Below are 14,705 nucleotides of genomic sequence, written 5' to 3'. Positions count from 1 at the left end.
ACGGATCGCTCGTCGAGGGGACGTCCCGCGATCCGCTGGTGAGGGGGGCTATCGAGCAGTCACTCGCGGAACGGATCGCGCAACCCCCTCCCGGCCTCCCTCTGTAGCCGTGGGACCGTTCGTGGCAGAAACGCGACGGCGACCCGCTCGTCAGGCAACCCTCAGCAGCCGCACCGGGAGGCCGCCCGCCTCGGTCGACGATCGCGACGTCCGGATCGCCGTGGGAGCTCCGCTGCCTCGGCGGCCGCCAGTACCGCACCGCCCCGCCGCCTCCGCGTCTCGACGGCGGGGCGTCCGTCCGCGGCGCCGGCCTCGCCGCCGCGGCGTTCCTTCCCCCGATCAGCTTCCCCCGCCGCCACGAACACCTCCGCCGCGTTGCGAACCGCCGGCGCCGTGACCAGCACGTCGGCGCCGGCGATGGCGAGCGCGCCTGCCGCGAGCCCCGCCGCGCTCGACTTCCCCCGCCCGCGGTCGGCCTCGACGACGACCGCGTTGCCCGGAGTCGCGAGCGACTCGAACGCCCTCACCGCCCGAGCCTGATCGACCGTGAGACACGCCTCGTACGCCGCGGCGGGGAACGTCGCGTTCGGCGGGACGGTCGGTCCGGCGCCCGGTTCGGATCCCGCCCTCGCTCCTTCCGCGACCGCGGCCCCGCCAGTCAGCCCGTCGCGATCGAGGACGTCCCCCTCGGGCCCGTCGGCGCCGAGCGAGACGACGGCGATCCCCGGATGCGCGCGCAAGGTCCCGACGAACCGCTCGCGGAACCGCCCCGTCACGTCGTCGACGCCGTACGGCGGGACCGCCAGCGACTCGTCGAAGCGGTCGCGGATCCCGGGCGAGTCGTCGAGCGTCGGCGTCAGGAGGATCAGGAGTCCGCCGCCGTCGACCGCGCCGACGCACCGGCCGAGCGCGTTCGGGACGAACCGCTCGTGGCAGTCGAGGACGACGACCTCGCGGGTGCCTCCGAGCAGTTCGTCAGCGTTCCGCGGGCGGTGCTCCTCGAACCGGAACCCCTCGCGGGTCGAGACGACGGCGGTCGCCGCGCCGTTGCGCTCGCCGCCGATCGCCTCGATCGCGGTGTAGGCCGCGTCGATCCCGCGATCGCGGTCGCCGGCGAGCGCGAGGACCCGCCGCTCGTTCGCCGCCTCGGCCTCCCGTTTCGCGTCCCGCGCGAGCCCCGCGATCATTCGTTCGGTCGTCGTTGCCGGGGGCCGGGGATGTGTCTTGCCCTCCGGTCCGCCCGGACGCGGTGGCCCGGAACCACCGACGTCCCCGGCGAGGCGGGAGGCTTACGGCGTCGCGGGGCCTCGTGTCGACCATGACCACGGTCACGCTCATCGGAACGCGACTCGCGGACACGGGACGCGAGTTCGTCTACGAGGGGGAGTCGCCCGCCTGCGAGGGCTGCCCGTACCGGAGCCAGTGTCTCAACCTCTCCGAGGGCACCCGGTACCGCGTGACGGGGATCCGCGAGAACGCGCAGACGCTCGACTGCGCCGTCCACGACACCGGCGTCCGGGCGGTCGAGGTCGAGCCCGCCCCGGTCCCCGCGAACGTCCCGTCGAAACAGGCGTACGCCGGCAGTCGCGTCTCGCTCGCCGGGCCGTGCCCCCACACCGAGTGCCCGAGCCACGGGTACTGCGTCCCCGACGGCGCGGACTTCGACGACGAGCGCGTGATCGATCAGGTGCTCGGCGAGCCGCCGCACGACACCTGCGCGCTCGACCGGGACCTGACGCTGGTGGAGTTCCGGGCGGAAGACGAGTAATCGCGGCGTCCGCGGCCCCAGATGCGCGGCCCTCTTACAGCGCGGTGACCGCGTTCAGGGTGATCAGGATCGCGCGCTCGACGTTGTCCTTGGCCTTCTCCGGGAGCTCGTCGTCCGAGTCCGCGCCCTTCTGGCTGCCGGCGACGAGGTTGCCGTCGACGGTGCAGATCGCGCCGGCCCGCAGCCCCTTGCGGCGCGCCAGCGAGAAGACGGTCGCGGCCTCCATCTCGATCGCGAGCAGGTTCGCGTCGTTCCAGTCGTCGACGTACTCGTCGCTCTCGTTGTAGAAGGCGTCGTCGGAGACGATCGGGCCGACGTGGACGTCCTCGCCGTTGTCTTCGGCGGCGTCGACGAGCTCGCGCAGCGCGTCGTAGTCCGGGACGGCGGGGTAGTTCGCCGACTCGTAGCGCTTGCTCGTCCCCTCCTCTTTGGCCGCTCCGGTCGCGACCACCATGTCGCCGACCTCCATGTCGGCCTGCAGGGCGCCGCAGGTGCCACAGCGGAGGAACGTCTCGACGCCGACGCGCGAGAGCTCCTCGACGGCGATCGCGGCCGACGGGCAGCCGATCCCGGTCGAGCAGATCGTGAGGTCGGTCCCCTCGTAGCTCGCGTTGACGATCTTGTACTCGCGGTTCTGCGCGACGAGCTCGCTGTCGTCGCACAGGTCGGCGATCCGGTCGACGCGGCCCGGGTCGCCCGGGATGATCGCGATCTCGTGGACGTCGCCCTCCTCGACCAGCAGGTGCGGCTGTTTCGCCATGCGAGCGGGTCCACGCGCCGCGCGCAAAAACGGACCGGTCGGGCGGCGGGGTTCGCGCCGCGAAGCCGATTTGATATCGCGACATGATATTTATCACGCACCCGGAGCCCTCGTTCTACGCGTCTCGACCGACCCGCCACGCTCGGGCGATCGGCCGGTTTATCGCTCGGCCGCGGCAGATCCGGGTATGACCGATTCGGCCACCGACGCCACCGGTTCGACGATCGTCGCCGTCGTGATCGCCTTCGCGCTCGTCACGCTGGTCACGGGGTTCCTCCTCGGGGCCAACTGGACGCAGGCCGTGCTGGTCGGCGGCTTCGCGAGCGTCGTGGCCGCCGCCTCGGCGTGGTTCACCGAGCGGCGCGGGGCAGGCGAGGACTGAGTCACCCACGTCGCGGCGGCGGTTATCGCAACTGAGACGCCGGGCGGAGGCTTTTATACGCGTCCGGATTCGATATCTCGTAATGCGCTTCAGTCGCGACCGTCGGGGCCAGTCGGTCGTGATCGGGACCGTGATCCTGTTCGGGTTCCTGATCTTAGCGCTCTCGCTGTATCAGGTGCAGGTGGTCCCGCAGCAGAACGGACAGGTCGAGTTCCAGCACTTCGAGGAGGTTCGGAACGACCTCGTCGAGCTGAGGGCGGGGATTCTGCAGGCAGGGAGTACCGATCGGCCGCAGTATCAGACGGTTCGGCTGGGTACGACCTATCCCACCCGCATATTCGCGATCAATCCACCATCACCGGCCGGGTCGATACGGACGACCCAGTCGTATCCGATTACAATCGCGTACGAGTCCAACGGTACGGTGATCGAGACCGTCCCGACGAGGTTCCTCCAGTACCGGCCGGGCTACAACGAGATCGACCAGTCGCCGACGTGGTACGACGCTTCCGTGCTCTACGTCGACGCCCGCGACGAGGGAGGCGGAATCGCGGTGATCGAAGATCAGGAACTCGTCGATTCCGAAGGAGGGGTACAGGTCGTGGCCCTCCAGAACGAGTTCCGCCGGAGCGGGACCGGTCGGGTGACGCTCGAATTTCGCCCGGCAGAGAACGTTACCGAGACGCTTCCCGACGGTAACCTCACGGTGACTCTTCCGACGCGGTTGAGTGAGAACGACTGGGAGACCAAGACCGATCTCCCGACCGATAGCGAGGTCTATGGCGGGATTACTGACGACGCGAATGAGGACGACGTTTACAATCTGACGCTCAATACGACCGCCGAGAACCTGACCGTGGATACGGTTGGTGTGGGGGAAGCTCCGGAAGAACCGACTCAGAATTCCGACGATGCCGGGGGAGGCAATGGTGGAGCTGACGGTGGCGACGGTGGTGGATCTGCTCAACCTCAAGGCTTTACGGCTGTAGAAGCCTTTGATCTGCCGAAAAACAACGGGTCGGGTGATCAAAATCTGACATTCACAGTAAACAGTACTCTCTCAAGTGGTGAATCCGTTACTATCGATCTGAGTGCTGCACAACAAGGCGACTTTAATTACGGTTCCTCTAGTGTCAACTTGGTTGGAGGATCAGAAAATAAAGGAAGTGTTCAATTTACGACAAAGAATACTAACGCTGCAGTGGTCAGATACACTGCTAATCAAGATATTTCTCCAGGTGAGCAAATTCAATTGGAAGTTACCAGCGTAGCCTACTCTAATGGCGACAAAGGTGAATATAGTGTTACGTTCAGCCGAAGCGACGGGGGGAGTGCCACTGACACGTTCTCCGATAGTGGCGGTGGCGGTGGCTAGGCCCGCCTCGCGTACAAGAATTAGTGAAATAACCTAACAGCTGATTGTTTATTATATTACACAACAGAAGAATCGTCAGATACAAATAAAAATCTCAGTACAACACCGGTAAAATCGGAGTGGGTTCCACAATCGACGTAAACACCCATCGACAAACCCAAATGCCGGCCCAATGAACGACCGTGTATGACCGAAGTCGGCATCGACGCCGTCGAGATCTGGACCGGAAAGCTCAAGCTCGACTTGCCCGGCACGTTCGCGCCGCAGAAGGGCGACGACCCGGAGAAGTACACGAAGGGGCTCGGGCTCAACAACTCCTCGTTCCCGGATGTCTACGAGGACATCGTCACGATGGGCGCGAACGCCGCGAAGGGGCTGATGGACCGCAAGGGGCTAGAGCCCGAAGACGTCGGCCGGATCGATGTCGCCACGGAGTCGGCGTTCGACCACTCGAAGCCGGTGTCGACGTACATCGCGGGCTGTCTGGAGCAGGTGTACGACGGCGACTTCACTCACGCCAACAAGGGCGAGCGTAAGTTCGCCTGTCTGGCGGGGACGCAGGCGATAGACGACGCGTACAACTGGATCCGCGCCGGGCGGAACCGCAATCGGCCCGCGCTCGTCATAACGACGGACACCGCGCTGTACGCCCGGGGCGACCCCGGCGAGGCGACGCAGGGGGCCGGCGCCGTCGCGATGCTGATCGACGAGGACCCCTCCATCGTCGCGCTCTCGACCGACCAGGGGTACGGCTCGAAAGACGAGACGGACTTCCTGAAGCCGAACCAGCAGTTCCCCAGCGTCGACGGGAAACGCTCCGTGCAGGTGTATCTCGCCCGGATGCGGGAGGCGCTCGAGGATTACGAGTCCGTCACCGACGACATCGAGCTCGACGACTTCGCGTACGCCCCGTTCCACACGCCGTTCCCGGGCATGGTCCGGAAGGCGGCCCTGCTCGCGTACCGGCACGTCATCCGCGACACCGAGTACGAGGACGAGCTCGCCGCGGAGATCGGCCGCCAACCCCGCGAGGACGACTTCGCGGACCGCGAGGCGTACGAGGGGGCCATCAGGGACTACATGGACGACCTGAAGACGACGGAGCAGTACCAGACGTGGTACGACACCGTCGTGGAGCCCACGCTGGGCCTCTCTCGGGAGGTCGGGAACTGGTACACGAGCTCGGTCCACATCGCCCGCGTCAGCGCGCTGCGCGACGCCCTGGCGCTCGACCGCTCGTTCGTGGACGAGACGCTGCTCGTCGCCTCATACGGCTCCGGCGCGCAGGCGGAGATCCACGCGGAGACGGTCCGAGAGGGGTGGCGCGCGGAGATCGAGGGCCTCGACATCGACGATCAGCTCGCGGCCCGCTACGACCTCACGTGGGACGAGTACGAGGACGTCCACGACGTCCACGAGTACGACATGGACGTGGAACGCGAGATCGAGGAGTTCACCCAGCCGGACGGGGAGTTCGTCTTCACCGGTTGGGGTCGGATGAACGAGCGCAAGTACGAGTACGTCGAGTAGCGCGTCCCGGCCGCGGCCCGCCTTCGGTCCCGTCGGCCGAGGACCCGGTAGAGGGCCGCAACCCCGTGAAAACGGCTACCACGGGGCTCTCCCGATACGATGGTTTTAAACGACGCTAGGGTGAATCGGTACTCAATGGTAACCATCTACGACGTGCCGGCCGACGCCCTCATCGAGGAGGTCGCCGCGCGACTCGAGGACCGGATCGACGAGCCCGAGTGGGTCGAGTTCGCCAAGAGCGGTTCGGGCAAGGAGCTCCCGCCGGAGCAGGAGGACTTCTGGTACGTGCGCTCCGCGAGCCTCCTCCGGAAGGTCGCCCAGAACGAGCCGATCGGCATCGAGCGGCTCGCCACCGAGTACGGCTCGAAGAAACGCGGTTCGAACCGGTACATCGTTCGACCGGGCCGCCACTCCTCCGGCTCCCGCAAGCTGATCCGCGCGTCGCTGCAGGCCCTCGAAGAGGAGGGGCTCGTCACGACCGCCGCCGGCGAGGGCCGCCGCGTCTCCGACGAGGGCGAAGCGTTCCTCTCCGAAGTCGCCGCAGAGGTCTTCGAGGACCTCGACCGCCCGGAACTCGAGCGCTACGCGTAGATAGCGATTCGCCTTTTCGCTCCGTTCGCCCCGCCGAGCGACGGCTCGCGATACTCGTTCAGCTCCTCGTTCTGGTTCAGATCCCGATATCAGGCCGGAGAGCGCCGCCTACCGCGTGTTGATGCTCGATGCGGTTTGCCCCGTATCCGAAGCAATATATTGAATAACGCTATACGAAATCTCTAATCGTCATTGGAGCTACCCCCTCGACGTCATCGCGACCGGTTCGTCGAAGCGGCGGCTATCGGTCTGAACGGCGGAAAAGAGTAGACGGCCCGTCGGCGAGTCGACGACGCGCTATCCCGTGTTCTTCATCCCGGCGGCGATACCGTTGACGGTGAGCCGGAGGGTGCGCTCCTCTTCCTCCGTCCGGTGGGTCCGTCCGAGCAGGTTCGCCTGCAGCAGGTTCAGCGGGTCGACGTAGGGGTTCCGACGGTCGAGGCTCTCCTCGAGCCACTCGCGGCGGAGGAGCTGGTCGCGACCGCTGATCGCCAAGACGAGCTCGCGCCCGCGCTCGTACTCGCCGATGAGCTCGGGGAAGAAGCGCTCGCGGAGCTCGTCGTCGGCGAGGTCGGCGTACTCGGCGGCGATCTCCGGCTCCGTGCGGGCGAGCGCGAGGCCGGCGTTGTCGAGGGTCGTGCGGAAGAACGGCCACTCCTCGTACATCTCGCGCAGCGTTTCGAGCCCCGCCTCCTCGCCGACCTCGTCGAGGTAAGCGTCGATGCCGGAGGCGAGCGAGTACCAGCCGGGGAGGATGAGCCGCGTCTGCGTCCACGAGAACACCCACGGAATGGCGCGCAGGTCTTCGACGGTGCGTTCGCCGGAGCGAGAGGCGGGCCGCGAGCCGAGGTTGAGGTCCTCGACGACGGAGATGGGGGTCGCCTGTCCGAAGTAGGAGACGAACCCGTCGGTGTTCAGCAGGTCGCGGTACGTCTCGCGGGCCGCGGGCGCCATCGTCTCCATCGCGTCGACCCACGCCTCGGGGACGTCCTCCGTGGGCTCCTCGTTGGCCTCGTGGCGGGCGCGGATCTGCGCGTCGAGCATCTGCTCGAGCTCGCGCTCGGCGATCCGCGGGTTGGCGTACTTCTCGGCGATCGCCTCGCCCTGCTCGGTGAACTTCACCTGTCCGGTGACGGTCTCGTTCGGCAGCGCGAGTAGCGCCTCGTTCATCGGGCCGCCGCCGCGGGAGATGGAGCCGCCCCGCCCGTGGAACAGCCGGAGCGTGACGTCCTCCTCGCGGCAGAACCGCGCGATCCGGCGCTGGTTCTCGTAGAGGTCCCAGTTCGCGGCGAGGAACCCGTTCTCCTTGTTGGAGTCGGAGTAGCCGAGCATCACCTCCTGCAGGTCCCCGCGGACCTCCAGCGCGGTCGCGTACGCCTCGTTGTCGAACAGCGCCCCGAGGATGCGCTCGGCGCCGTTGAGCGCGGACTCGGTCTCCAACAGTGGGACGACGTCGAGCCCGCAGTGGTCCGGCAGCGAGACGGCGCCGACCTGGTCGGCCAAGAACAGGACCTCCAGCACGTGGCTCGGCTCCTCCGTCATCGAGATGCAGTAGGTGTCGATCGCCTGCTGGCCGTACTCGTCTTGCCACTCGGCGAGCTCGCTGAACCGCTCCAGCACGCGCTCCGTCGTGTCGGAGATGTCGCCCGGTTCGTCGGTGTCGACGACGGGGTCGTCCTGGAGGATCGCTTCGGTGAGGAACTCCTCTCGCGCGTCCTCGTCCATCCCGCGGTAGTCGACGCCCTCGCTGGCGACCGCCTCGGCGACGGCCTCGGTGTGGTTCTCGCGGTGGTCGCGGAGGTCGAGCGAGGCGAGCGTGAAGCCGAACGTGTCCACCTGTCGGCGGAGCGGCTCGACGAACGACTCGCGGACCGCGTCCTGCCCGTCGGCCCGGAGCGACTCGGCGATGACGTCGAGGTCGGCGAGGAACGCGTCGCCGTCGGGGTACTCACCGGGGCGCACGTCGTCGACGCGGTCGAGTCGCTCGCGCATCAGGCGGAGCTTCTGGCGGTACGGCTCGTCGGGGTAGCGCTCGCGGGCCTCCTCGACGACGGTCGGGAAGCGCTCGGCGTCGGCCGCGAGCGACTCCGTGAGCCGGTCGTCGATCGCGTACCGTTCGCCGTCTTGGCTCAACACGGCGGAGAGCCGCTTACACCGGTCACGGTACTTTTCGATGGCGACCGACCGCTGCCGTTCGAGCGTCTCGTCGGTGACCTCGGGCGTCACGAAGGGGTTGCCGTCGCGGTCCGACCCCGCCCACGAGCGGAACTCGAAGAGCTTCGGACAGTCGATGTCGTCGTACTCGCTCGAAATGGTTTCCTCGAACTCCTCGTCGGCGTCGCCGACGACATCGAAGAGGGTGTTCTCCAGGTACCAGCCGACGTTTCGGGCCTCGTCTTCGGGCTCCGGGCGGCGCTGGCGAACCTGTCGGGTGCCCCAGAGGCTCGTCACCTCGGCGGTGACGTCGCGCCAGATCGCGTTTCGCTCACGCTCGGTGAGGTTGCGCTCGTCGAGCTCCTCAAGGTGGTTAGCGATCGACCGGAGCTTCGCCTTCACCGTCGCCCGGCGGGCCTCGGTCGGGTGGGCGGTGAAGGTGGGCTCGATGAGCACGTCCTCCAGCAGCTCGCGTAGCTCCTCGGGTTCGACTCCCTGCTCCGCGAACTCCTCGACGGTGGCCTCGAAGGAGTCGTGGAGGGCGCCCTCGTCGTCGGCGTTCCGAATGGCGCGGACGCGCTCGCGCTCCTCGGCGAGGTTGATCAGTTCGAAGTAGGTGGTGAACGCGCGGGCGACGATCTCCTCGCGGTTCGACGAGAGCCCGTCGACTGACTCGTGGAGCCCGGCCCGGCTCTCCGCGTCGCCGCGGCGGTATCGGATCGACGCGTTCCGGAGGTCTTCCACCGTCTCGTACGCTTCCGTGGAGGCCTGTGCGGAGAGGACGTCCCCCACGAGCGCGCCGAGCTCCCGGACGTCCGTCCGTACGTCTCGATTGTGCAACTCCATACCACAGTTACACCCGTCGCCGCGGGTTAAAGGCGATGTCTGAACGAATGTTTGCCTCGGCTCCGAGTGAATATCCCGATCGATCGTGCGCCGATCGGGCGAGCGGTCGTCCGTCGCGACACTCGGGGGAGCGGATCGGTTCGGATCGGTCGATTCCGCTCGGCCGGACGAGCCGCTTCGGGTCGGTCCGACCGATCCGCCGCTTCGGTGGCCGGTTCGTCACCCTTTTTACCGATCCATCCCGAACCTCGCGTATGAGTAAGTCCGACAAGTATCCGGCCGAGTCCGGCCGGCGGCGCTTCGTCAAGGGCGTCGTCGGGGGCGCGGCCCTCGCGGGCGTCGGGGCGATGGGGTCGGCGACCGTGAACACGCTGACCACCGCCGGTGGGGTCGGCGGCGGTTCGACGGTCGCGACGACGATCGCGAAGACCGGCGGTCCGGCGCCGCGCGGGCTCCCGCAGATTCCCCTGCAGGTGACCGACGACGGATACATCGAGGGCATCTGGCCCGAGACGACGACGGTCACGCAGGAGGGACAGGAGATCCAGGTCGCACAGCAGGACCTCGGCGGGAAGACGTACTCCGGCGAGTGGTTCCAGTACTGCGGCGTCGAGTCCCAGGAGAACATCGCGCCCGACTTCGAGTCGGACAACCTGTTCCGCGCCGCCCCCGGGAAGTACGACTGGCAGGACGAGACGTACGAGGCCGGCGATAAGATCCACGTCGACGACTTCGGAAACTACGACACGTGGGGCAACGGGATCGGCGACGACGGCGTCGGGAAGCCGGCCTCGGTCACGTGGCGGTCCGAGGACGCCGAGACGAACCTGAACGCGATCGTCATCCGCTCGCCGCGGATCGAAGAGGCCGTCGCGAACTCCGACGACGAGTGGCTCGAGGCCTCCACCGACCAGGGGTTCATCGCGTACCTCAACGTCTGCACGCACTTCTGCTGTATTCCCGACTACAAGGTGTTAGAGGAGTCCGCCCGGTACGACGCCGAGAACGGGACCTACTGCGTCTGCCACCAGTCGGTGTACGACCCGTTCACGCTCGAGGAGGCGCTGTTCATCGCCCGTCCGCGCCCCGACGAGTAACGCCTCACCCCGCGCGCCGCCGCTTTTCGCGCTTCGACGCTCCCGTTCGGCAGCGCTCACGGGTGCGCGAACGCCGCGCTTTTGCCTCGGCTCCGCGTACGTCCCTCCATGAGCGACGACACGACGCCCGCTGACGGGACCCCGTCCGGCGACGGCGCGTCCGCCGGCGACGAGACCGCCGGCGGCGACGCGTTCGCCGCCGAACTCGACCGCGCCCGCGCGCTCCTCGACGGCGACGACGTCGAGGCGGTTCACGTCGGCGTCGTCCGCGACGGCGAGGTCGACACGACGTTCGCGCAGCGGGCCGACGACGGCCCCGAGGGCGAGGGGCTCCGCGCGCTCGCGCTGCTCGCGGCGCACGTGCGACTGGTCGCGAACGAGGCCGGCGTCGAGGCCTCCACTGTCGCCGGCGACGCGGCGACGCTCGCGGGGCAGGTGGAGCGGATCCCCGCCAGCACGGACGACCTGCCGGAGGAGTAGGGCGCGACGGGCCCGTGACCCGTCGAGCCGGGACCGCCCGACGTCTCGACTACTCGTTCGCCCGGATGCGCGAGAGCTGGTGGGCCACGCCGGCGAGCGCGATCAGGACTATCGCGAGGTTGAACGCCGCCAGCGCGATCGGCTGGTAGGCCGAATCGAGCCACGTCCGGATCGCGACGCCCGTCTGGCTGTAGAAGCCCCACCCGGCGATCAGCGCCAGGAGCACGAGCGCCGCGAGGCCGACGCGGTCGAGGATCCCGCGGAGGCGCTCGGTCGGAAGCCGCCCGATCCCCTCGTCGCTCGATCCGGCTGCCGCGATCGGTTCGCCCGGTTCGGTCGTGTCGTCGTCGGTGTCGGTCATGGGTTGAGTCGCGGGTCGGTCGTCGTCGCGGTCGGTCGCGGGTCGGTCGTCGTCGAATTCGGTCGTCCGTTCGCCCTCCGCCGGGCCGGGGCGCTCGTCGTCGGTCATGGTCGCCTCCGGGCGTACAGCGCCGCCGCGAGGAGCGCGGCGAGCGCGGCGACCGGGCCGAAGCCCGGCGTGCCGTCGTCGGTGCTCCCGTCGTCGCGGGGCCGCTCACCGTCGGCGCCGTCGTCGCCGCCCGCACCGCCGTCCGCGAAGTCCTCCACCGAGAACTCCACCTCCTCGACGCTCTCGTCGGCGTCGATCGTCTCTCGCGGGTTCAGGTTGGCGACGCCCTGCGTCTCGTCGATGAGGACGTCGTCGCTCCACAGCGCGGCGTCGACGTAGTAGTTGTAGTTCGCGGGCACCTCGACGGTGGTCGTCACCGTTTCGGTCCTGCCGGGCCGGACCGACCCGACGGTCTCCCGGGCCTCGTCGGCGATCACGTTCGACTCGGCCTGCCGCATCAACAGCCGGAGATCGAGGGGGTCGGAGGCCGCGTCGCCGCGGTTGGTCACCGAGACCGAGACCGACAGCGTCGCGGTGGCGTTGTCCGCCTCGCGCACGCTCACCGCGACCGTCGGCCAGACGTTCCCGTCGGTGAATCCGACCCGCGTGTCGGCGTAGTCGGGCGTGAGCGCGGCCACGCCGCCGACGCGGGTCGTCCGCGTCTCGACGCGCTCGCCGTCGGCGAACACGGCGGTCTCGATCCGGTAGCCGCCCGCGCGCTCCACGTCGACGGAGCCGTTGATCGTCCGCTCGCCGCCGCCGTCGACCTCGCCGACGTCGACCGTCGTCTCGTCGACGAGCAGTCCCGAGTCGGCGCCGATCGCGCGGTGGCGCACGGTGACGTTCTCGACGGCCGGCCCCCGGTGCCGGAGGTCGACGCCGAGCCGGAGTTCGGCCGTCTCGCCGCGCACCTCGCCCGGCGACACGACGATGCCGGCGATACGGACGTCGCCGGGGCGCTCGTTCTCCTCGCGGGGATCGTCGAGGGCGTCCGGCGCGGCGACGACCCCGACCGCGCTCACGACGAGCACCGCGGCCGCGGCCGCCAGGAGGGCAGTTCGCGTGTCCATACGCCGAACGTCAAACCGGCGATATAAGTGCTTTGTCGAGTTCGGACCGCTCGACCGCGTCGCCGACCGCCGCCGCGGCCGGTTCACACCACCCTGTACCGGCCCCGCGACTCGGAGAGCTCTCCCCGTCGGGTCAGCCTCGTCAGGATCTCGCGGGCCGTCTCGGCGGGGACGCCGCGCTCGCTCGCGTGCGCGACGACGTTCTCCTCGGTCGGCTCCGCGGCGGCCTCGACCGCGTCGCGGACGAGTTCGGTCCGCGTCCGCGAACTCGACCCGCCGCCCTCGGCGCGGGCGCCGGCCTCGTCGACGGCGTCGGCGTCGATCCCGCTCGCCTCGAGGTACTCCCGGTCGCCGACCCCGGCGTCGTCGACGGCGCGTTCGAGCTCCGAGACGTGGTCGATCTCGGCGAACGCCGCGCTCTCGTCCCGCTTCTTCGCGAGCAGGGCGGCCCGGGCCTCGCGGGCCGCCGCCCGGTCCTCAGACTCGAAGAACCGCTTGAGCTTCGCCGTCCGGTGCGTCTTCCCGCAGCGCGGGCAGGTCGCGCTGTCGCTGGTCCGGGGGTCAGAGAGGAGCCACATGGCCGCGCACTCGTTGCAGCCGACGACCGCGTACATGTCGCGGCGTTCGGCGGCGTCGGATTTGAACCCTCGGCTGTACGTGATCGATACTGGATCACCGGTGAACACCTCCAAAGCCCCAGCCGGGAGGGTTCGCGCGGCTCGGTGCGCTCCTCGTCACTCGCTGCGCTCGTTCCTGCGGTGCTTCCGTCGCCGTGCTTCGCCCTCCCGGCTGCCCCTTTGAGTCCCACCCCGCACCGCAGCCTCACGCCTCCCCAGCCTCGCCGGACCGGCGCGGTCGCGCCGGTCCGACTCCCTCGCACGCGCTCCTCGCGGGCCATCGGCCCGCTCGGAGGCGCGCGCCACCGCTTCGATTATTTATAAGCAACCGGCCTCAGTCCAAATCCTCGATCTCGCGCGCGGCGGCGAGCACCTCGTCGTGGAGGCTCCCGTTCGAGGCGACGAGCCCCGTCGAGTCGTGTCGCCAGCGGTTCCCCTCCAGGTCGGTGACGCGCCCGCCGGCCTGTCGGATCATGAAGACCCCGCCGACCGAGTCCCAGGGGTTCGCCCGCAGGTTCGAGACGACGCCTTCCAGCCCGCCCGCGGCGACGGTGGGGAGGACGACCTGCGCGGCGCCGAACCGGCGCATGTCGGCGAACCGCCGGACGATCGCCTCGCAGGCGGCGGCGTACTCGTCGCGCGCGTCGTGGTCCCACCACAGCGTCGGGCTGACGGCGGCCCGGTGCGGGTCGGCGACGTCGTTGACCGCGATCGGGTCGCCGTTGCGGTACGCCCCGTCGCCGTCGGCGGTGTACACGTCGCCGAGCGCGGGGCAGACCGTGGCGGCCGCGACGGGCTCGCCGTCGACGACGGCCGCGACCGCGGTGCCCCACATCCGGATGTCCCGGACGTAGTTGTGCGTGCCGTCGATGGGGTCGATCACCCACGACGCGCCCTCGTCGGGGACGGTCTTGCGCTCGTCCTCCTCTTCGCCGACGAACGCGTCGTCCGGGAACGAGTCGCGGATCGACTCGATCACGGTGCGCTGGGCGGCCCGGTCGGCCTCCGTCACCACGTCGTCCTCGCCCTTGCTCTCGACGGCGATGTCGCTCCGGAAGTGGTCGTGCGCCACGCGGCCGCCCGCCCGGGCCGCGCGCTCGGCGACGGCCGCCCGCTCGTCTGCGTCGGTCATGAACGCTCTGGGGCGCCACGACGCCTATAAACGTCGATCGACGACCCCGGTCCCGCGGCTCCGCCGCCGCGGAGGCCCGGTCGCCGCGAGAGTATTAACTCAATTCTGAATCCGAGTACACTTAAGTGCGAAGCACGCGATCACGTGTGTATGGAACCAGCAGAAGCGGTCCGTCAGCTCGAGTACGCGATCGACGCCTCCCTCGACGAGACCGGACAGCGGACGGCCGCCGGCTACCGGCCGACGTTCGAGCGCGTCGCCGAGCGCGCCGACGGCGCGGCCGTGTACGACCTCGCCTGCGACCTCGCCGACGAGGTCGTCGCCGGCAATCGGGTCACCCCGGCCGAGGCGGACGCGACCGCCGAGCGCGTGCTCGACGACTGGGCGTACACCGACGGCGGGAAGTAAGCGACACCTCGATTTCGGTCGGTCTCGCACTTGTTCCCTCGGTCGCGCTCTCCGAGAGTCGTTACTCGACGCTTTTCCGTACCCGC

General features: G+C 68.9%; 15 protein-coding genes. 8 read left to right on the top strand and 7 right to left on the bottom strand.

Going from position 1 to position 14,705, the window contains the following annotated elements; genetic code table 11:
- Positions 1–161 precede the first annotated feature (161 nt).
- Positions 162–1,187 (bottom strand): tRNA(Met) cytidine acetyltransferase TmcA domain-containing protein, encoded by a 1,026-nt coding sequence (locus DJ82_RS02570; RefSeq protein WP_241881381.1) that lies wholly within the window; start codon positions 1,185–1,187, stop codon positions 162–164.
- A gap of 131 nt (positions 1,188–1,318) precedes the next feature.
- On the opposite strand from DJ82_RS02570, the gene DJ82_RS02565 reads away from it, so the two are divergent.
- Complete coding sequence (locus DJ82_RS02565; protein ID WP_094525099.1) at positions 1,319–1,768, top strand: UPF0179 family protein; 450 nt, start codon at positions 1,319–1,321, stop codon at positions 1,766–1,768.
- A 34-nt stretch (positions 1,769–1,802) separates the two neighbouring features.
- Here DJ82_RS02565 and DJ82_RS02560 read toward each other — a convergent pair whose 3' ends face one another.
- Positions 1,803–2,528 carry a nucleoside phosphorylase gene (locus tag DJ82_RS02560; protein WP_094525098.1) on the bottom strand — a complete coding sequence of 242 codons (726 nt, stop codon included), beginning with the start codon at positions 2,526–2,528 and terminating at the stop codon, positions 1,803–1,805.
- Between the two features lie 187 nt (positions 2,529–2,715).
- Here DJ82_RS02560 and DJ82_RS02555 point away from each other — a divergent pair, with 187 nt between their 5' ends.
- The 4 genes from DJ82_RS02555 (at position 2,716) to DJ82_RS02540 (ending at position 6,406) form a co-directional block, all read left to right on the top strand.
- Entirely contained in the window at positions 2,716–2,910 is a 195-nt protein-coding gene (locus tag DJ82_RS02555; protein WP_094525097.1) for a hypothetical protein, read from the top strand.
- An 82-nt stretch (positions 2,911–2,992) separates the two neighbouring features.
- The gene (locus DJ82_RS02550; RefSeq protein WP_094558625.1) at positions 2,993–4,285 is read left to right on the top strand and encodes a hypothetical protein; all 1,293 of its coding nucleotides are present in this window, start codon (positions 2,993–2,995) and stop codon (positions 4,283–4,285) included.
- 186 nt (positions 4,286–4,471) lie between these two features.
- A complete protein-coding gene (gene hmgB / locus DJ82_RS02545; protein ID WP_094525095.1) occupies positions 4,472–5,815 on the top strand; it encodes a hydroxymethylglutaryl-CoA synthase in 1,344 nt (447 codons plus the stop codon).
- 135 nt (positions 5,816–5,950) lie between these two features.
- Positions 5,951–6,406, top strand: a complete 456-nt coding sequence (locus DJ82_RS02540) for a 30S ribosomal protein S19e (protein ID WP_094580989.1) — start codon at positions 5,951–5,953, stop codon at positions 6,404–6,406.
- A gap of 297 nt (positions 6,407–6,703) precedes the next feature.
- Here DJ82_RS02540 and ppc read toward each other — a convergent pair whose 3' ends face one another.
- Positions 6,704–9,406 carry a phosphoenolpyruvate carboxylase gene (gene ppc, locus DJ82_RS02535; RefSeq protein ID WP_094580988.1) on the bottom strand — a complete coding sequence of 901 codons (2,703 nt, stop codon included), beginning with the start codon at positions 9,404–9,406 and terminating at the stop codon, positions 6,704–6,706.
- A 254-nt stretch (positions 9,407–9,660) separates the two neighbouring features.
- Here ppc and DJ82_RS02530 point away from each other — a divergent pair, with 254 nt between their 5' ends.
- Together DJ82_RS02530 and DJ82_RS02525 are read left to right on the top strand one after the other, a co-directional pair.
- Positions 9,661–10,503 (top strand): cytochrome B, encoded by an 843-nt coding sequence (locus tag DJ82_RS02530; protein ID WP_094558628.1) that lies wholly within the window; start codon positions 9,661–9,663, stop codon positions 10,501–10,503.
- 108 nt (positions 10,504–10,611) lie between these two features.
- Entirely contained in the window at positions 10,612–10,983 is a 372-nt protein-coding gene (locus DJ82_RS02525; protein ID WP_094525064.1) for a hypothetical protein, read from the top strand.
- 49 nt (positions 10,984–11,032) lie between these two features.
- Here the strand turns inward: DJ82_RS02525 and DJ82_RS02520 are convergent, their stop codons facing one another.
- The 4 genes from DJ82_RS02520 to DJ82_RS02505 form a co-directional block, all read right to left on the bottom strand.
- Positions 11,033–11,452: a hypothetical protein gene (locus DJ82_RS02520; protein WP_094580987.1), complete on the bottom strand. Its 420-nt coding sequence runs from the start codon at positions 11,450–11,452 to the stop codon at positions 11,033–11,035.
- Positions 11,449–12,462: a PGF-CTERM sorting domain-containing protein gene (locus DJ82_RS02515; RefSeq protein WP_094525062.1), complete on the bottom strand. Its 1,014-nt coding sequence runs from the start codon at positions 12,460–12,462 to the stop codon at positions 11,449–11,451. The genes DJ82_RS02520 and DJ82_RS02515 overlap by 4 nt, the downstream gene beginning before the upstream one ends.
- Positions 12,463–12,545: 83 nt before the next feature.
- On the bottom strand, positions 12,546–13,076 hold the full coding sequence (locus DJ82_RS02510) for a DUF5817 domain-containing protein (RefSeq protein ID WP_094525061.1): 531 nt from the start codon (positions 13,074–13,076) through the stop codon (positions 12,546–12,548).
- 337 nt (positions 13,077–13,413) lie between these two features.
- Complete coding sequence (locus tag DJ82_RS02505; protein ID WP_094525060.1) at positions 13,414–14,211, bottom strand: inositol monophosphatase; 798 nt, start codon at positions 14,209–14,211, stop codon at positions 13,414–13,416.
- Positions 14,212–14,361: 150 nt separating this feature from the next.
- Here DJ82_RS02505 and DJ82_RS02500 point away from each other — a divergent pair, with 150 nt between their 5' ends.
- A complete protein-coding gene (locus DJ82_RS02500) occupies positions 14,362–14,619 on the top strand; it encodes a hypothetical protein (protein ID WP_094558632.1) in 258 nt (85 codons plus the stop codon).
- Positions 14,620–14,705: the final 86 nt, after the last annotated feature.

The organism is Halorubrum sp. Ib24 (genome assembly GCF_002252745.1).
In the GTDB taxonomy this organism is placed as follows: domain Archaea; phylum Halobacteriota; class Halobacteria; order Halobacteriales; family Haloferacaceae; genus Halorubrum.
Note: the sequence above shows the minus strand (reverse complement) of the source record. Positions and strands in the feature narration are given on the sequence as shown.